Below are 16,250 nucleotides of genomic sequence, written 5' to 3' on the forward strand. Positions count from 1 at the left end.
TTGCCCAGACGCAGGGCCGAAAACAGCACGGGCGTACCCTGGTGTACGCCGAGGAATCGAAGTTGTAGGGAGCCGGACGTGTCCGCAGTCGCACCCGACGGACGCAAGATGCTGCGCCTGGAGGTCCGGAACAGCCAGACCCCCATCGAGCGCAAGCCCGAGTGGATCAAGACCCGGGCGAAAATGGGCCCCGAGTACACGAAGATGCAGAAGCTCGTGAAGAGCGAGGGCCTGCACACGGTCTGCCAGGAGGCGGGCTGCCCCAACATCTACGAGTGCTGGGAAGACCGCGAGGCCACCTTCCTCATCGGCGGCGACCAGTGCACCCGGCGCTGCGACTTCTGCCAGATCGACACCGGCAAGCCCGAGGCGCTGGACCGTGACGAGCCGCGCCGCGTCGGTGAGTCCGTCGTCACGATGGACCTGAACTACGCGACGATCACCGGGGTCGCCCGCGACGACCTGGAGGACGGCGGCGCCTGGCTGTACGCCGAGACGGTCCGCCAGATCCACGCCCAGACGGCGGGCCGTGAGGCCGGCCGCACCAAGGTCGAGCTCCTCGCCCCCGACTTCAACGCCGAGCCGGAGCAGCTCGCCGAGGTCTTCTCCTCGCGCCCCGAGGTCTTCGCGCACAACGTCGAGACGGTCCCCCGGATCTTCAAGCGCATCCGCCCCGGCTTCCGCTACGAGCGCTCGCTGAAGGTCATCACCGAGGCCCGCGACTACGGCCTGGTCACCAAGTCGAACCTGATCCTCGGCATGGGCGAGACCCGCGAAGAGGTCAGCGAGGCCCTCCAGCAGCTGCACGACGCCGGCTGCGAGCTGATCACCATCACGCAGTACCTGCGGCCTTCCGTGCGCCACCACCCCGTGGAGCGCTGGGTCAAGCCGCACGAGTTCGTGGAGCTGAAGGACGAGGCCGAGCAGATCGGCTTCTCGGGCGTCATGTCAGGGCCGCTGGTCCGCTCCTCGTACCGTGCCGGCCGGCTCTACCAGATGGCTGTCGAGAAGCGCGGTGCCTACATCGCCTCGCAGGCTGTCTGACACCCGGCACCCCCTCGCCCGTGGCACGGAGTGCCATCTGCGCGTGTGAATCTGCGCACAAGCAACCGCCGCCCGGTGGCGGCCCGTTGGACGCGGTCCCGACCGTCCCCGCAGCTGGGGACAGCGTCAGGGCCGCGTCAGCGTTTGCGCTCGCCCCATCAAGGCTTCATTGGCGTTTGACCGCTCGGTCACGCCCTGGTAACACCAATCAGTGACGCTGGTCTTACGCCACGTACAGCCTTCGCCAGAGCCGCCATCCCGAGGGGGGACCCCCATCATGCAGGCCGCGCCCGTCCGCGCCACAGCGATTCCTTCGTTCACCGATGCACTCCGTGCCGTCGAGTCACTGCTCCTGAGCAGCGGCCAGCGCACCGCGCGCCGCAACGCCTGGACCTCCGTCCTGGAGGACCGCCGTCGCGCCAAGGACCGGTTCGAGGCGCAGCGCGTCCTCGAAGAGGCCGTGTCCACCCGGATGTCCTAGCGACGACACCGCCGTCGTCGGCGCTCTCCCGGCCACGTAGACTTCGTGGCATGGCGAGGAAGGAAACCGCAGCGGACGCTGCGAACCCCGGGCGACTCAAGCAGATCGCCCTGACTTACAAGATGACCCGCAAGGCCGATTCCACCATCGGTCTTGTGCTCGCGGCTGTCGGAATCGTCACCCTCGGTGTCTTCCTCGCGATCGGCTTCTTGATCGGCCACCCGGTCTATCTCGGCATTCTCGGGCTCCTGCTCGCCTTCCTCGCGACGGCGATCGTCTTCGGACGCAGGGCCGAGCGCGCCGCCTTCGGGCAGATGGAGGGTCAGCCCGGCGCAGCCGCGGCGGTGCTGGACAACGTGGGCCGCGGCTGGACGACGACCCCGGCCGTGGCGATGAACCGCAGCCAGGACGTGGTGCACCGCGCCGTCGGCAAGGCGGGCATCGTGCTGGTCGCCGAGGGCAACCCGAACCGGCTGAAGACCCTGCTGGCGGCCGAGAAGAGGAAGATGGCGCGGATCCTCTCGGACGTGCCGGTGCACGACGTGGTCGTGGGCAACGGCGAGGGGCAGGTCCCGCTCAAGAAGCTGCGCACGACGCTGCTGAAGTTCCCCCGGGTCCTGAGCGGACCCCAGGTCACGGCGACCAACGACCGGCTGCGCGCGATGGGCGACCTGATGAGCAACATGCCGCTGCCGAAGGGTCCGATGCCCAAGGGCATGCGGATGCCGCGCGGTGGGCCGAAGGCCCGCTGACATCCCTCCGACACGAAAGGGGGCGCCCGGATCTCTCCGGGCGCCCCCTTCGTCGTATGCGGCTTCTCGTCGTATGCGGCTTCCCCGGCTTCGCCGTAGGCCGCTTCGTCGTATGCGGCGGATCAGCCCCGTATCGCGCGGATCAGCTCCGCACCTCGACGGTGCGGGCCAGCCGGTCGTGCAGACCGCGGCCGTCGCGGTCCCAGATCAGGGCCGGCAGGGCGACGCACAGAAGCACCGTCCGCAGCAGCGCGCGCGGCGGGCTGAGCCGGCCGCCGGCCTCCGGGACGACGCGCAGCCGGAAGAGCCGCTTGCCCGGCGTGAAGCCGACCGTGCCGACGGTCAGCACGCTCAGGGCGAAGAAGATGAGCAGGGCCCAGTTGCCGGTCGCCTGGTTGTAGCCGTCGGTGAGCAGCCCGTATGCGATCAGCAGGCACAGGGCCCAGTCGACGGCGAGGGCGCCCAGGCGCCTGCCCGGGCGGGCGATCGAGCCCGGTCCCTGCTCCGGCAGACCCAGCTGCTCGCCCCGGTATCCGAAGTCGGCACCGGCCTCTTCCGCTGCCGCGCGGGGTCCGGAGAGCCACGACCCGATTGCTTGCCTGTTGTCCACCCGTCCACGGTACTGCGACCGTACGTACGCCCCGCCGCTCGGGGTGTGCGTAGGCTGCGGTGGGACCCGGGCCGGTTAACTTCGACGAAACAAATGGGTCACGCTTGAGAAATCCCCCGTCCTTATGGTCGGGTCCAGCGTGTGCCACCGCACTGGCCGCACGAACGAACTACCACCCCGGTCCCTGTGGGCGGGAGTAGGAGGAGCTGGATGTTCCAGAACGCCGACGAGGCCAAGAAGTACATCGCGGACGAGGGCGTCAAGTTCGTCGACGTCCGGTTCTGCGACCTGCCGGGCGTGATGCAGCACTTCACGATTCCGGCCGAGGCCTTCGACCCGGCCGAGGAGCTCGCGTTCGACGGCTCCTCGATCCGCGGCTTCCAGGCCATCCACGAGTCCGACATGGCGCTCCGCGCCGACCTGTCCACCGCGCGCGTCGACCCCTTCCGCCGCGACAAGACGGTCAACATCAACTTCTTCATCCACGACCCGATCACGGGCGAGCAGTACTCCCGTGACCCGCGCAACGTGGCGAAGAAGGCCGAGGCCTACCTCGCGTCGACCGGCATCGCCGACACCGCGTACTTCGGCCCCGAGGCCGAGTTCTACGTCTTCGACAGCGTGCGCTTCCAGACCTCGGCGAACGAGAGCTTCTACCACATCGACTCCGAGGCCGGCGCCTGGAACACCGGTGCGGTCGAGGACAACCGCGGCTACAAGGTCCGCTACAAGGGCGGTTACTTCCCGACCCCGCCGGTCGACCACTTCGCCGACCTGCGTGCCGAGATCTCCCTGGAGCTGGCCGCCTCCGGCCTCCAGGTCGAGCGTCAGCACCACGAGGTGGGCACCGCCGGCCAGGCCGAGATCAACTACAAGTTCAACACGCTGCTCGCCGCGGCCGACGACCTCCAGCTCTTCAAGTACATCGTGAAGAACGTCGCCTGGCGCAACGGCAAGACCGCGACCTTCATGCCGAAGCCGATCTTCGGCGACAACGGCTCGGGCATGCACATCCACTCCTCGCTGTGGGCGGGCGGCTCCCCGCTCTTCTACGACGAGGCCGGCTACGCGGGTCTGTCGGACACCGCCCGCTACTACATCGGCGGCATCCTCAAGCACGCCCCGTCGCTGCTCGCGTTCACCAACCCGACGGTGAACTCGTACCACCGCCTGGTCCCGGGCTTCGAGGCGCCGGTCAACCTGGTGTACTCGCAGCGCAACCGCTCCGCCGCGATGCGTATCCCGATCACGGGCTCCAACCCGAAGGCCAAGCGCGTCGAGTTCCGCGCGCCCGACTCCTCCGGCAACCCGTACCTGGCCTTCTCGGCGCTGCTGCTCGCCGGTCTCGACGGCATCAAGAACAAGATCGAGCCGGCCGAGCCGATCGACAAGGACCTCTACGAGCTGGCCCCCGAGGAGCACGCGGGCGTCGCCCAGGTCCCGACCTCGCTGCCGGCCGTCCTCGACCGCCTCGAGGCCGACCACGAGTTCCTCCTCGCGGGCGACGTCTTCACGTCCGACCTGATCGAGACGTGGATCGACTTCAAGCGGACGAACGAGATCGCGCCGCTGCAGCTGCGTCCGCACCCGCACGAGTTCGAGCTCTACTTCGACGTGTAAGCCGCGCCGAGGCCCACGGCTCATCGCCGGAGCCCCGTCACCGCCTTCGGGTGGTGGCGGGGCTCCGTCGTTGCGTGGCCATGGTGTGCGCCGCATAAATAAGTGGCTCTTGACAGGGCAGATCTTTGCTCTCCGAGGGGGCGATCGGGGCCTGTTCATGGGAGGCGGCGGGCGCACAATGGAGGGCGGGACGAGTGCCTGACCGCGAGGTGATGCAAGATGCAGAGCCGCTTTCACAGCGACCGACGACTGACTGTCCGGATGACGGTCACCCTTTTTCTGCTCGGTCTGCTGTACGTGGCATTCGTCGCCGCGTTGATCGTGCTGCTGAAGTCCTGGGTGCTGGTCGTCGTCATCGCGGCGCTGCTGCTCGGGGCGCAGTACTGGTTCTCGGACCGGATCGCGCTGTACGCGATGCACGGACGGATCGTGGAGCGCGAGGAGTATCCACAGCTCCACGGGGTCGTCGACCGGCTGTGCGCGGTGGCCGACATGCCGAAGCCGCTGGTCGCCGTGTCGGATCTGGACATGCCCAACGCGTTCGCCACCGGGCGGAACGCCGATCACGCCGTGCTGTGCGTGACCACGGGGCTGCTGCACCGCCTGGAGCCCGATGAGCTCGAAGGCGTTCTCGCGCACGAGCTGTCGCACGTGGCGCACAAGGATGTCGCCGTGATCACCGTGGCGTCCTTCCTCGGGGTGATCGCCGGACTGATCGTGCGGTTCGCCTTCTACTCGCAGCTCTTCGGCGGACGGGGACGCAAGGACCAGAACACCTTCGCCGTCTTCATGGCCGTGATGGCGGTCTCCGCGGCCGTGTACGCGATCAGCTTCCTGCTCATCCGGGCGCTGTCCCGGTACCGGGAGCTGGCCGCCGACCGGGCCGCGGCCCTGCTCACCGGGCGCCCCTCGGCGCTGGCGTCCGCACTGACCAAGGTCACCGGGGACATCGCCCACATCCCGACCAAGGACCTGCGTACGGCCCAGGCCTTCAACGCCTTCTACTTCACACCGGCCTTCGGGGCCAACCCCGGGATCCAGCGGTTCTTCTCCACCCACCCGAGCCTGGAGCAGCGGCTCGAACAGCTCGCGCGCATCTCTGCGGAGCTGGGTGAGGCGGCGACGCCCGGACAGGTGGGCTGAGCATGGGTCTCCTGGATGTGCTGCTCGGTCGTACGAAGGCCGTGGCGCCCGATCTCGACCAGCTCTTCGGGCTGCCGTCGGCCGCGGTGACTCTGCAGGCCGCCGCCGGGTTCACCCCGACCGGGACCGGAGCGGTGTGCTTCGCGTCGGTGGAGGGCGCGGCGTTCGCCGAGGCGCACCAGGAGGTACGGGCGCTGCTGGACGCCGACTTCGAGCGCGGCCGGGACGCCGGGGGACGACCGCCGGTGGAGCTCAGCCGGGACGAGTACGGGTATTCGTGGCTCGTCTCCCGGCGGGCGCCCGACGACCTGCCCGCACTGGTGAGTGATCTGCACGCGGTCAACAGCGCGCTGGAGAGCAGTGGCTTCGGGCCCCAACTGCTCTGTTCCGTGGCCGGGTTCCAGGAAGCGGAAGGCCAGGAGGATTCCGGCGTCGGCGGACGGCGGCTCGGGCTCGTCTATCTCTACAAGCGCGGGACCTTCTATCCCTTCGCGCCGCTGGCCGGGGAGGGCGCCCGGCGCGACAACGCGCTGGAACTCCAGATCAAGGCGGCGCTCTCCGACGATCTGCGGATCGAGCAGGACCTGACCCGCTGGTTCCCGATCTGGGGTGCCCCGGGGCTGACTTGAGCCTCGGGGCACCCGGACGGCACTGGCTGGCTAGCTGCCCTTGCTCCGGTCCTGCCGGCGGGCCTCCATGGGGCGCTCGCGGCGGTAGCGGCGCTCCCACTTGGCCTGCCGGTCACGGCGGTCGCGGTAGGCGCGGTAGCTGGAGTCCGTGCGGGCCGCGGATCCTCCCGGGGCTCCGGGAGCTGCCGGTGAGCCGGGCGAGGACGCCGTGGACGCGCCTGAACCGGCGCGGCCGTAGCGGACGTAGAGGAAGAGCAGTCCGATCGCGGCGAGCCACAGGACGTGGTTGGAGAAACCGAGGACGACCAGGATCACGGTCGCCGAAATGATCAAGGTTCCCATGACGGGACTCCTTGGGGCGTGGGTTGCTGGCGGTGATGGAGGGTGCGACAGGGCTCCGGAGGCGGGGCGCCCGTCCGACGGTGCGTAGAGAGTAGCCCTGAGTCCGCCTCCTGATGCCTGTCCGGCACCAAGCGGTGTTCCACAGCTGCGGAACGGGTGTCCAGCGTAGGGAGCGGGCCGGGACACTCGCATCCGAATTTGTACCGGCCCGTCCCGTTGGACCCGCGTGTCCCCTGACTCAGACGCCGGGGGCCGCCCGGACCACGCCGGCCGCCACGGCCGCGCACAGGCTCCCGTGGTCGGCGGCGTTCTGGTCGGCGTACCGCAGGGCGAAGTCGCCGACGGCGCGTTCGAAGGTGTCGGCGTCGCCGAGGTAGCCGGCGATGGCGATGCGGTCACCGGAGCGGGCATGGGCGCGGGCCAGCGCCGTGCCGCACAGCCGGGCGTAGTTCAGCAGCTCGTCCGGGTTCATGGCGCCGACGTCCGCGGCCCCCTTCATGTCGCGCAACTGCCGCCAGTAGTACGGCCGTCCCTGCGGCCCGGTCATCCAGCCGAGGAAGATGTCGCCGACGGCCTGCAACAGCCGCTGGCCCGCGACGACCCGGTGTCCGGGGTGGACGTAGGGGCCGCTGGGCAGATGCTCTTCGAGTACGGACTCGGTGGCTTCCTTGATCTGCAGGAACAGCGGGTCGTCGGTGTCCCGGCCGACGAGCAGCACGATGAAGCAGCGGGTGCCGACGCTGCCGACGCCGACGACCTTGCGGGCGGCGTCGACGAAGCGGTAGCGGTCCAGCAGGAGACGGCGCTCCTCGGCGAGGGTGGAGCGGTAGTCGCTGAAGATCTTGCGCAGGGCCGCCATGTCGGGTGGCCCCGCGGGTTCCAGCAGTGGCGGGTCGTGGACGATGCGGGGCAGGCCGTCGACGGTCTCGGTGAGCTTGCCCAGGGCGTGCAGACTGGTGCGGCGGCGGGCCCGCGCGAGGCTGGACTCGACGCGTCTGCGGTGGTGGGCGGAGCGGACCAGCGGGAGCAGGCGGTCGGCGTCGATGCGCTCGTACCAGACGGCCAGTTCGCCCCGGCCGGCGAGCCGTCGCATGGAGTGGCGGTACTCGGCGGCCGCGGCGCGGGCCGCCCGGCGGGCCCGGGCCTCGGAGTGGCCGTTCTCGCGGGCGGCGACGGCGACGCTGGCGGCGAGCCGTTTGACGTCCCACTCGAAGGGGCCAGGACAGGTCTCGTCGAAGTCGGTGAGGTCGAAGAGCAGGGCGCGTTCCGGGGAGGCGAACAGACCGAAGTTCAGCAGGTGCGCGTCGCCGCAGAGCTGCACGGTCAGGTCCGTGTGCGGCTGGGCTGCCAGGTCCGCGGCCATCACGGCGGCCGCTCCGCGCAGGAACGCGAACGGCGACGCGGTCATCCTGCCGTAGCGGATCGGCAGCAGCTCCTGGAGCCGGTCCCGGCCCTGCCGCTCCAGGACGGCCACCGGGTCGGGGCGGTCGACGGCGGCCAGCCACTCGGCGTGCGCGGAGCGGGGGACGCGTTTGCGGGCGGCCCTGCCCTTCGCGGTGCGGTCGGCGGGTGAGGTCCCGTTCATGGGCGGGGGCGCGGGCAGTCCGCCGGGACCAGGGTTCGTCCCCTCTGGTTCGCCATCGCCGCACCGCCCTTCCCCACGCCTGTCGCTGCCTGCCTCCCGTTGCCCCAGTGAAGGCCGCCGGGCGGGTCGTACGCATGCCGGGTACGGCAATCGGGTGACGTGGACCCGCGGGCGGCCGGGCGTTCGAGAGGATGTCCGCGGCATGGGAGCGGTACAGGCGCGGTGGGACGGGTGGAGGCGGCGTGGGCGGACAGCGGCGGCACATCGGGGTGGCGGAGCGGCGGGCACGGCTCGCGCTGCGGCACCGGCTGGCGGGGACGGCGCGCGCGGCGGCCCCCGAGGAGGTCGCCGGGTCGCTCGTCGCGCTGCACGGGACGGATCCGGCCACGGTGTATCTCGCACTGGGCGCGCGCCTGGCCGACTCCGGGAAGACCGTGAGCGAGGTGGAGCGGGCGCTGTACGAGGACCGCACGCTGGTGCGGATGCACGGGATGCGGCACACGGTGTTCGTGTTCCCCACCGGGCTGGCCGCCGTGGTGCACTCCTCGACCGGGCTCGCCATCGCCGCGAAGGCCCGGGCGGGGCTGATCAAGGACCTGACGACCGGGAGCGACGGCCGGCTGACCGCGGAGTGGCTCGCGGAGGTCGAGACATCCGCGCTCGCCGCGCTGGCCCGGCGCGGGCAGGCCACGGTGAACGAACTCACCCGGGACGAGCCGCGGTTGAGGGAGCAGTTCACCTATGGCGCGGGCAAGAAGTACGAGAGCCCGCAGGCCGTGTCGTCACGGCTGATGCGGGTGCTCGGTGTCGAGGGACGGGTGGTGCGCGGGCGGCCGCTCGGCGCCTGGACATCGAGCCAGTTCCGCTGGGCGGTCGCCCCGCCGCACCCCGAACTCGCGCCCGCCGAGGCCCAGTCGGAGCTGCTCGGGCGCTGGCTCGCCGCATGCGGTCCGGCCACCGAGGCGGACCTGAAGTGGTGGACGGGGTGGAAGGTCACCGACGTCCGCAAGGCGCTGAGCGCGGCCGGGGCGGTGGCCGTGTCCCTCGACGACGGGGTCACGGGGTACGTGGCGGACGGCGACGAGGGTCCGGTCGCCGGGCCGGCCGAGCCCTGGGCCGCGCTGCTCCCCGGGCTCGATCCGACGGCCATGGGGTGGCAGGAGCGGGACTGGTATCTCGCGCCCTCGCTGCGTGCTCCCCTCTTCGACGGGAGCGGCAATGTCGGGCCCACCGTGTGGTGGAACGGGCGGGTGGTCGGCGGGTGGGCGCAGCGGGACGGGGAGATCGTGTGGCGGCTGCTGGATGCGGACGGGGTCGGCCGTGAGGCTCGCGCCGCGATCGACGTCGAGGCCGCGCGGCTCTCCGCCTGGGTGGGCGCGACCCGGATCACTCCGCGGTTCCGGACGCCGCTGGAACGGGAGTTGACGTCGGCGTGAGGTTTCCGGCTCCGCCGCCGGATGGGGTGAATTCCTCGCCGGCCGGGGTTGCTTCTCACCGGCCGGGGCTGGAGATTTTCAGCCCGTCCGGCGATTGAGGACGAGCGCGCGGCGCGATACGGGGGTCTGGGGCGGAGCCCCATGTCGGCACCGGTGCGACACGGGGCTCCGTGGTTCAGCGCGAGTACCGCATCAGGGCTCGCACCATGTGACACGTGGTGTCCGACGGCGGATGGACACCGATCAACTCCGCCGCACTCCGGATCGTCTCGTTGCGCGCCTGGTTCGGCAGATGGACGCCGGAGTCGAGCAGGGCGATCGCGAGGCGCATCGCCTTGAGCCGGCGGTTGTGGGTGACGTACCAGTCGCGAGGGCGCCCCGGCGGCAGCGGGCGCTTCTCCACGGGCTCGTACGGCAGATCGAGCGGGACCGCCCTCTTGGCGGTGGACTGGGTGGGTTTCGGCTTCAGTGCGGCAGCGGGCACGGGCATCCTCCTGTCGCGGTCAGGGCACCGTCCGGACCTCCCGGCGACACCCTCGAACACTGCTTCTATTCTACCGCCCGGCACTGACAAATGCCGCTGCCCACAAGGGCGTTGAACGAGGCTGTGACGCAGGTGAGAGGGGGTGTTCCGCGTACCGGGTGGGCATGGAGATCCGGCGGCCGACGGCTCTCGGCTCGGCTCTCGGCTCTCGGCTCTCGGCTCTCGGCCAACTCCCGCCCGGATCAAGGGAATTCGATCACTCCCTCTCAACACTCGTGTGGCCCACGTCACTTCCGTGACTCCCGTGACCGTTGAGTAACCCCGTTCGGGATCTCGTACATAGCGGCGAACGCTCCCCCCGCAACTCAGGAGGCGCGCATGTCGCGTAGGAGAACTCTCAGTACCAAGAAGAAGCTCGCCCTGCTGGTCAGCGCGGCAGCCGTGGCCGGTGGCGGAGCCTTCGCCATGGCGGCCACCTCGAACGCGTCGCCCGTGCAGAACGCGAAGAGCTCCACGGTCTGTCAGGGGCTGGCCACCGCGCTCGGCAACAACCAGAAGTTCATCGCCGACCAGAAGGCCAGTCCCGACAGCCAGTCGGAGGCCCGGATCGCCAACCGTGAGGCGGTCGTCGCGCAGATCAAGGTTCAGCAGGAGGCGTCCGGCTGCGAGGTCGGGGAGTCGGCTCAGGACTCCCAGGCCGCCGAGCCGGCGGAGACCGCACCCGCGGAGACCGCGCCCGCCGACAACGCGGGCACCGGAGGAGCCGACGAGAACGCCGGAGGCGCGGGAGAAGGCGCCGGGGCGGGAGGCGCCGACGACAACGCCGGTGGCGCGACCGGTGAGCAGGTCTGCACCGGTTCGACCGTCACGCTCTCCGGCGAGGGCGGCGCTCCGGCCGCGTCCAGCAACCAGTTCCCGGCCGGTACGCAGCTCAAGGTGACCAACCTGGACAACAACAAGTCCACGACCGTGGAGGTCACCTCGGTCTCGGGCAGCTGCGCGCTGCTGAACAACGCGGCGTTCGAGGAGGTCCGGGAGCCCGGCAAGTTCCTGATCCGCAACGCCCGTATCGAGAAGGTCGGCTGACGTCCGTATCGAGAAGGTGGGCTGACGCGCGCATCGAGAGGGTGGGCTCGCACCCGCATCGAGCGCAGGTCGGCTGACGCCGGCATCGAGGGGCCGGCTGACCGCCGCCCTGCGGATCGCACGCGGGAACACCGCGCATCACCGCCGAGGGCCCCGTTCCTCCCGTCCGGGAGGGGAGGGGCCCTCGGCCGTTGTCGCCGGTGCGGGTCCGCACAGCCATGGTTCGTGCGTGCCGGGGCGCACGGCAAGCCCCTCGTTCTCGCCGGTGCGCGCCCGCACAGCCATGGTTCGTGCGTGCCGGGGCGCACAGCAAGCCCCTCGTTCTCGCCGGTGCGCGCCCGCACAGCCCTGGTTCATGCGTGCCGGGGCGCACAGCAAGCCCCTCGTTCTCGCCGGTGCGCGCCCGCACAGCCCTGGTTCATGCGTGCCGGGGCGCACAGCAAGCCCCTCGTTCTCGCCGGTGCGGGTCCGCAAACCCATCGCATACGAGCCGTCGCGGCCCCGGTGGCGGGCGGCGCCCGCACCCCGCACGGCCCCCCTCACCCCGTGCCACCGGGCACACAGGCCCCCCGGTAACACGGGGTTCATCGTCGGGCAATGATCGGGAAATCCCCTGTTGACAGGCTGCCGGGCGTCCCCAGCGGCGCCCCAGTGCCGCAGCGCCGCAGCACCTGCGCAGAGACCCACCCCCGAAGGATGTGGCCCGTGACCTTCAAGGCTGAGTACATCTGGATCGACGGCACCGAGCCGACGGCCAAGCTCCGTTCGAAGACGAAGATACTGGCCGACGACGCGAAGGGTGCCGAGCTGCCGATCTGGGGCTTCGACGGCTCCTCGACGAACCAGGCCGAGGGTCACGCCTCCGACCGCGTACTCAAGCCCGTCGCCACCTACCCGGACCCGATCCGGGGCGGCGACGACATCCTGGTCATGTGCGAGGTCCTCAACATCGACATGACGCCGCACGAGTCCAACACCCGTGCCGCGCTGGCCGAGGTCGAGGAGAAGTTCGGCGCGCAGGAGCCGATCTTCGGCATCGAGCAGGAGTACACCTTCTTCAAGGGCTCGCGCCCGCTCGGCTTCCCCGAGGGCGGCTTCCCGGCCGCGCAGGGCGGCTACTACTGCGGTGTCGGCTCCGACGAGATCTTCGGCCGTGACATCGTCGAGGCGCACCTGGAGAACTGTCTCAAGGCGGGTCTCGCCATCTCCGGCATCAATGCCGAGGTCATGCCCGGCCAGTGGGAGTTCCAGGTCGGCCCGGTCTCCCCGCTGGAGGTCTCCGACCAGCTGTGGGTCGCCCGCTGGCTGCTCTACCGCACCGCCGAGGACTTCGACGTCTCCGCGACGCTGGACCCGAAGCCGGTGAAGGGCGACTGGAACGGCGCGGGTGCGCACACGAACTTCTCCACGAAGGCCATGCGCGAGGGCTACGACGCGATCATCACCGCCTGCGAGTCCCTCGGCGAGGGCTCCAAGCCGCTCGATCACGTCAAGAACTACGGTGCCGGCATCGACGACCGCCTGACGGGCCTGCACGAGACCGCCCCGTGGAACGAGTACTCGTACGGCGTCTCCAACCGCGGTGCCTCGGTGCGTATCCCGTGGCAGGTCGAGAAGGACGGCAAGGGCTACATCGAGGACCGCCGTCCGAACGCGAACGTCGACCCGTACGTCGTGACACGGCTGCTCGTCGACACCTGCTGCAGCGCTCTGGAGAAGGCCGGCCAGGTCTGATCCGCGCGCTTTCCGGAGGGGCGTCCACCGATCCGGTGGGCGCCTCTCGCGTTGTCAGTGGCGCGTGCCAAGGTTCGTCCATGCGGAACGACGACGGCCTCGCCATCAAGGTCGAGACGGAGAACTGGCAGACGCACTCACGGGTTTCGGCCGAGCGGCTGCGGGACCTGGTGCACCGGATCGGGGGCGAGGGTGATCACTATCTGGTCGTACAACGCATCCCCGACATCCCTGACGTCTTCATTCAGGTGTGGCACGAGGAGGGCGGGGACTACCGGCTGGAGTACCGGGACAGCCGGGAGCTGTTCTTCGGGACGGATCTGGCCGACCGGGACCGGGTCGCGGCGGCCCTGACGGGCTGGGCCCGGCGGGACGAGGGCTGGGACGCGGGGATCGGCTGGGAGCCGGTCGCGTTCGACCCGCCCGCGGAAATCCCCGAGCTGCCGGGCGAGGTGCGGGAGAAGGTCGAGACGCGGATTCGGGAGCTGCTGCGCTGTGGGTACTTCGACCGCAGGACGCTGACCGAATCGGCCGAGGACTACCTGGTCGACGGTGACGAGCGCCCGGTGTCGCGGGCCCAGGCCGGGCAGCTCGTGGACCGGCTGTGGCTGGAGCGCCTCGCCGAGCAGGAGTCGTGGACCGGGACGACCGACCCCGAGCGCCTCACGGGGGCCTTCGAGGCGCTCGACGCGAGCGGCATCACGGCCCGGGAGAACTTCACCTGCTGCCGTGGCTGCGGCATGGCCGAGATCGGCGCGGAGTGCGAGGACTCAGGCGCCCGCGGTTTCGTCTTCTTCCACCAGCAGTGCACCGAGGGCGCCGCCACGGGCGGCGGACTGTCGCTGTACTACGGCGGCTTCGACGCCCCGGAGGAGCGGACGACGGAGATCGGCCACGAAGTCGTCGCCGCCCTCACCGCCGCCGGTCTGTCCACGGAGTGGGACGGCTCCCCCGCCAAGGCGATCGAGGTGAGGGATCTGGACTGGCGCAAGCGGCTCACCGGGTGAGGTGAAGAGGGTGTTTCGCGCCAAGGTTCCGTATCACGTGCCGAGAAGGTCTGTACCGGATCTGCTGTGTGTCACCGTCATCTGCTTCAATGGGCCCATGGCCAGCATCCAGAAGTACACCGCGACGGGTCGTCCCGACCTCGAGCCCTTCTGGCCCTCCCGTCAGCACCACGACTTCGACCGGGTGTGTTGCCGCGCGATGAACGCGCAGGCCCTCTAAAGCCGCACACCCCGGCCTTCGGCCAGCGCGCACGACGTACGTCTCTCGACGGTCCCGACCAAGAACTCGCGGACGTCGACACCACACGACGACTCCTCGCGCGAAAGAGCTGACCTCTCATGGCGAACACCCGTTCTTTCTCCACCGCCGGCACCCTCACCGCCTCACCCACGGGCAGCGCACGGCACCGACTGCGTGCCGTCGACCGGGACGAGGTGGTGGACGTCGCGGACTTCCTGCCGCCGGGCGCCACCTGGCTGCCCGCTCCCCAGCACACCCTGCCCACGCTGCCCGGCCAGCCGCCGATGATCGGCTACCTGGTCCTCGTCCCGGCCGACCAGCAGCCCCTGCTGCCGGTGGCCGTGCCGGACCGCCCGGAGCCGACGGTCCTCGACCAGGACGCCGACGCGCCCCTCGTCCGGATCGACACCGTGCAGCGCACCGCCGAGGTCGACGGGCGGCCGCTCGACCTCACCTACCTGGAGTTCGAGCTGCTCGCCCATCTCGTCGCGCACCCGCACCGGGTGCACACCCGGGACCAGCTGGTCACGACCGTGTGGGGCTACGGGCACGTGGGCGACGGACGCACCGTCGACGTCCATGTCGCCCGGCTGCGGCGCAAGCTCGGCGTGGAGCACCGCAAGGCGATCCAGACGGTCCGGCGGGTGGGCTACAAGTACGCCCCGCCGGCCGGGCGCTGACCAGGCTCTGACCGGGCACCGCTGACGGCGGATCTTCTGACAGCAGAATCCCGTTCCGTGCGGCCGGTGGGGCGGGCAGAGTCGTCGGCATGAGACTTCTGATGCTGGGCGGTACGGAGTTCGCGGGGCGCGCCGTCGTGGAGGCGGCGCTCTCCGCCGGCTGGGAGGTGACCGTCTTCCACCGCGGCCGCCACGAGCCGCCCGCGGGCGTGCGCTCGCTGCACGGCGACCGCACCGCGCCCGACGGTCTGGCCGCGCTCGCCGACGGCGAGTGGGACGTGGTCGTCGACACCTGGTCGGCGGCGCCGCGGGCCGTCCGGGACACGGCGCGGCTGCTGGCCGGCCGGGTCGCGCGCTATGTGTACGTGTCGAGCTGCTCCGTGTACGCCTGGCCGCCGGCCGCCGGTTACACCGAGGACGCCCCTCTCGTCGACGGTGCCTCGGCGGACGCGGAGCAGACGGACTACGCGCGGGACAAGCGGGGTGCCGAGCTCGCCGTCCTGGACGCCTTCGGTGCGGAGCGCTCGGTGCTCGTGCGGTCCGGGCTGATCCTCGGGCCGTACGAGAACATCGGGCGGCTGCCGTGGTGGCTGAACCGGATCGCGCGCGGCGGGCCCGTCCTCGCACCCGGCCCGCGCGATCTCCCGCTCCAGTACGTCGATGTCCGCGACCTCGCCGAGTGGATCCTCGGGGCGGTGCGGCGCGGGCTGGGCGGGGCCTACAACCTGGCGGGGCCCCGGGGGCTCACGACGACGGGGGAGCTGCTCGACGCGTGCGTTCGGGTCACGGGGGCCCGGGCGGAGCTGCGGTGGACGGAGCCCGAGGTGATTCTGGGGGCCGGGGTCGAGCCCTGGACGCAGCTGCCGGTGTGGGTGCCGCCGGGGAGTGATCTGCATGACGCCCTCCATGGGGCGGATGTGTCCCTTGCGCTGGGGAGCGGGTTGCTGTGCCGGGGGGTCGAGGCGACGGTGGGCGATACGTGGGGCTGGCTCCGGAGCCTTGGCGGGGTTGCGCCTCAGCGGGCCGATCGGCCCGCGGTGGGGCTGGACCCCGCGGTCGAGGCGAAGCTCCTCGGCCTCTGAACCCGGGCGCTCCAGGGCGGCCTTTGGGTTCCGGGCAACTCCGTGGGCCCAGGCCCTCCGGGGGGCCAATCCCTCCGGAGGTCCCGTTCCTCCAGGGGTGTTCCGGTCCCTCCGGGGGTTTCGCCCCCTCCGCCGCTTCCCGTCCCATCCCGTACCTGGGGCTCCGCCCCGGACCCGCTCCTCAAACGCCGGAGGGGCTGAATTCTCTCCCCGGGCGGGCTGCGAAGCTCTTGCCCGGGGGAAAGATTCATAGCCCGTCCGGCGATTGAGGACGAGGCCGTTCAGGCCGATTCG

At 70.8% G+C, this 16,250-nt stretch carries 17 protein-coding genes; 13 read left to right on the forward strand and 4 right to left on the reverse strand.

The window, feature by feature from the left end; translation table 11 throughout:
• Nucleotides 1-78: 78 nt before the first annotated feature.
• From lipA to ACFVYF_RS02465, 3 genes are all read left to right on the forward strand, one after another.
• Nucleotides 79-1,044, forward strand: a complete 966-nt coding sequence (lipA, locus tag ACFVYF_RS02455) for a lipoyl synthase (protein ID WP_389449534.1) — start codon at nt 79-81, stop codon at nt 1,042-1,044.
• Between the two features lie 277 nt (nt 1,045-1,321).
• On the forward strand, nt 1,322-1,525 hold the full coding sequence (locus tag ACFVYF_RS02460; RefSeq protein WP_389449537.1) for a hypothetical protein: 204 nt from the start codon (nt 1,322-1,324) through the stop codon (nt 1,523-1,525).
• A gap of 50 nt (nt 1,526-1,575) precedes the next feature.
• Entirely contained in the window at nt 1,576-2,277 is a 702-nt protein-coding gene (locus ACFVYF_RS02465) for a DUF4191 domain-containing protein (protein ID WP_389449540.1), read from the forward strand.
• 142 nt (nt 2,278-2,419) lie between these two features.
• Here ACFVYF_RS02465 and ACFVYF_RS02470 read toward each other — a convergent pair whose 3' ends face one another.
• The gene (locus ACFVYF_RS02470; RefSeq protein WP_389449543.1) at nt 2,420-2,887 is read right to left on the reverse strand and encodes an RDD family protein; all 468 of its coding nucleotides are present in this window, start codon (nt 2,885-2,887) and stop codon (nt 2,420-2,422) included.
• Nucleotides 2,888-3,097: 210 nt separating this feature from the next.
• Here ACFVYF_RS02470 and glnA point away from each other — a divergent pair, with 210 nt between their 5' ends.
• The 3 genes from glnA (at nt 3,098) to ACFVYF_RS02485 (ending at nt 6,279) form a co-directional block, all read left to right on the forward strand.
• Nucleotides 3,098-4,507: a type I glutamate--ammonia ligase gene (gene glnA, locus ACFVYF_RS02475; RefSeq protein ID WP_389449546.1), complete on the forward strand. Its 1,410-nt coding sequence runs from the start codon at nt 3,098-3,100 to the stop codon at nt 4,505-4,507.
• A 219-nt stretch (nt 4,508-4,726) separates the two neighbouring features.
• Nucleotides 4,727-5,650: a zinc metalloprotease HtpX gene (htpX, locus tag ACFVYF_RS02480; RefSeq protein WP_389449548.1), complete on the forward strand. Its 924-nt coding sequence runs from the start codon at nt 4,727-4,729 to the stop codon at nt 5,648-5,650.
• Between the two features lie 2 nt (nt 5,651-5,652).
• Nucleotides 5,653-6,279 carry a hypothetical protein gene (locus ACFVYF_RS02485; protein ID WP_389449551.1) on the forward strand — a complete coding sequence of 209 codons (627 nt, stop codon included), beginning with the start codon at nt 5,653-5,655 and terminating at the stop codon, nt 6,277-6,279.
• Nucleotides 6,280-6,309: 30 nt separating this feature from the next.
• Here ACFVYF_RS02485 and ACFVYF_RS02490 read toward each other — a convergent pair whose 3' ends face one another.
• Together ACFVYF_RS02490 and ACFVYF_RS02495 are read right to left on the reverse strand one after the other, a co-directional pair.
• Nucleotides 6,310-6,621, reverse strand: coding sequence for a hypothetical protein (locus ACFVYF_RS02490; RefSeq protein WP_389449554.1), 312 nt, complete (start codon nt 6,619-6,621; stop codon nt 6,310-6,312).
• Between the two features lie 238 nt (nt 6,622-6,859).
• Complete coding sequence (locus ACFVYF_RS02495; RefSeq protein WP_389449557.1) at nt 6,860-8,206, reverse strand: DUF2252 domain-containing protein; 1,347 nt, start codon at nt 8,204-8,206, stop codon at nt 6,860-6,862.
• 242 nt (nt 8,207-8,448) lie between these two features.
• Between ACFVYF_RS02495 and ACFVYF_RS02500 the strand changes: the two genes are divergently transcribed.
• Nucleotides 8,449-9,642 carry a winged helix DNA-binding domain-containing protein gene (locus ACFVYF_RS02500; protein ID WP_389449560.1) on the forward strand — a complete coding sequence of 398 codons (1,194 nt, stop codon included), beginning with the start codon at nt 8,449-8,451 and terminating at the stop codon, nt 9,640-9,642.
• Between the two features lie 175 nt (nt 9,643-9,817).
• On the opposite strand, the gene ACFVYF_RS02505 is transcribed toward ACFVYF_RS02500, so the two are convergent.
• Complete coding sequence (locus ACFVYF_RS02505; RefSeq protein WP_389449564.1) at nt 9,818-10,126, reverse strand: hypothetical protein; 309 nt, start codon at nt 10,124-10,126, stop codon at nt 9,818-9,820.
• Between the two features lie 378 nt (nt 10,127-10,504).
• Here ACFVYF_RS02505 and ACFVYF_RS02510 point away from each other — a divergent pair, with 378 nt between their 5' ends.
• From ACFVYF_RS02510 to ACFVYF_RS02535, 6 genes are all read left to right on the forward strand, one after another.
• A complete protein-coding gene (locus tag ACFVYF_RS02510; protein WP_389449567.1) occupies nt 10,505-11,212 on the forward strand; it encodes a hypothetical protein in 708 nt (235 codons plus the stop codon).
• A gap of 705 nt (nt 11,213-11,917) precedes the next feature.
• Nucleotides 11,918-12,946, forward strand: a complete 1,029-nt coding sequence (glnII, locus tag ACFVYF_RS02515) for a glutamine synthetase (protein ID WP_389449570.1) — start codon at nt 11,918-11,920, stop codon at nt 12,944-12,946.
• Between the two features lie 80 nt (nt 12,947-13,026).
• The gene (locus ACFVYF_RS02520; protein WP_389449573.1) at nt 13,027-13,953 is read left to right on the forward strand and encodes a DUF6891 domain-containing protein; all 927 of its coding nucleotides are present in this window, start codon (nt 13,027-13,029) and stop codon (nt 13,951-13,953) included.
• Between the two features lie 97 nt (nt 13,954-14,050).
• Complete coding sequence (locus tag ACFVYF_RS02525; RefSeq protein ID WP_389449576.1) at nt 14,051-14,173, forward strand: hypothetical protein; 123 nt, start codon at nt 14,051-14,053, stop codon at nt 14,171-14,173.
• Nucleotides 14,174-14,292: 119 nt separating this feature from the next.
• Nucleotides 14,293-14,874 (forward strand): winged helix-turn-helix domain-containing protein, encoded by a 582-nt coding sequence (locus tag ACFVYF_RS02530; RefSeq protein ID WP_389449579.1) that lies wholly within the window; start codon nt 14,293-14,295, stop codon nt 14,872-14,874.
• A gap of 89 nt (nt 14,875-14,963) precedes the next feature.
• Entirely contained in the window at nt 14,964-15,956 is a 993-nt protein-coding gene (locus tag ACFVYF_RS02535) for an SDR family oxidoreductase (RefSeq protein ID WP_389449581.1), read from the forward strand.
• Nucleotides 15,957-16,250 lie beyond the last annotated feature (294 nt).

The organism is Streptomyces sp. NPDC058274, from assembly GCF_042881375.1.
Taxonomy (GTDB): Bacteria; Actinomycetota; Actinomycetes; order Streptomycetales; family Streptomycetaceae; genus Streptomyces.

Excerpts from the sequence above, each read along its gene's own strand:
- ACFVYF_RS02460 (WP_389449537.1), top strand. The coding sequence starts at position 1,322 with ATGCAGGCCGCGCCCGTCCGCGCCACAGCGATTCCTTCGTTCACCGAT.
- ACFVYF_RS02465 (WP_389449540.1), top strand. The coding sequence starts at position 1,576 with ATGGCGAGGAAGGAAACCGCAGCGGACGCTGCGAACCCCGGGCGACTC.
- glnA (WP_389449546.1), top strand. The coding sequence starts at position 3,098 with ATGTTCCAGAACGCCGACGAGGCCAAGAAGTACATCGCGGACGAGGGC.
- htpX (WP_389449548.1), top strand. The coding sequence starts at position 4,727 with ATGCAGAGCCGCTTTCACAGCGACCGACGACTGACTGTCCGGATGACG.
- ACFVYF_RS02485 (WP_389449551.1), top strand. The coding sequence starts at position 5,653 with ATGGGTCTCCTGGATGTGCTGCTCGGTCGTACGAAGGCCGTGGCGCCC.
- ACFVYF_RS02490 (WP_389449554.1), bottom strand. The coding sequence starts at position 6,621 with ATGGGAACCTTGATCATTTCGGCGACCGTGATCCTGGTCGTCCTCGGT.
- ACFVYF_RS02495 (WP_389449557.1), bottom strand. The coding sequence starts at position 8,206 with ATGAACGGGACCTCACCCGCCGACCGCACCGCGAAGGGCAGGGCCGCC.
- ACFVYF_RS02510 (WP_389449567.1), top strand. The coding sequence starts at position 10,505 with ATGTCGCGTAGGAGAACTCTCAGTACCAAGAAGAAGCTCGCCCTGCTG.
- ACFVYF_RS02520 (WP_389449573.1), top strand. The coding sequence starts at position 13,027 with ATGCGGAACGACGACGGCCTCGCCATCAAGGTCGAGACGGAGAACTGG.
- ACFVYF_RS02525 (WP_389449576.1), top strand. The coding sequence starts at position 14,051 with ATGGCCAGCATCCAGAAGTACACCGCGACGGGTCGTCCCGACCTCGAG.
- ACFVYF_RS02530 (WP_389449579.1), top strand. The coding sequence starts at position 14,293 with ATGGCGAACACCCGTTCTTTCTCCACCGCCGGCACCCTCACCGCCTCA.
- ACFVYF_RS02535 (WP_389449581.1), top strand. The coding sequence starts at position 14,964 with ATGAGACTTCTGATGCTGGGCGGTACGGAGTTCGCGGGGCGCGCCGTC.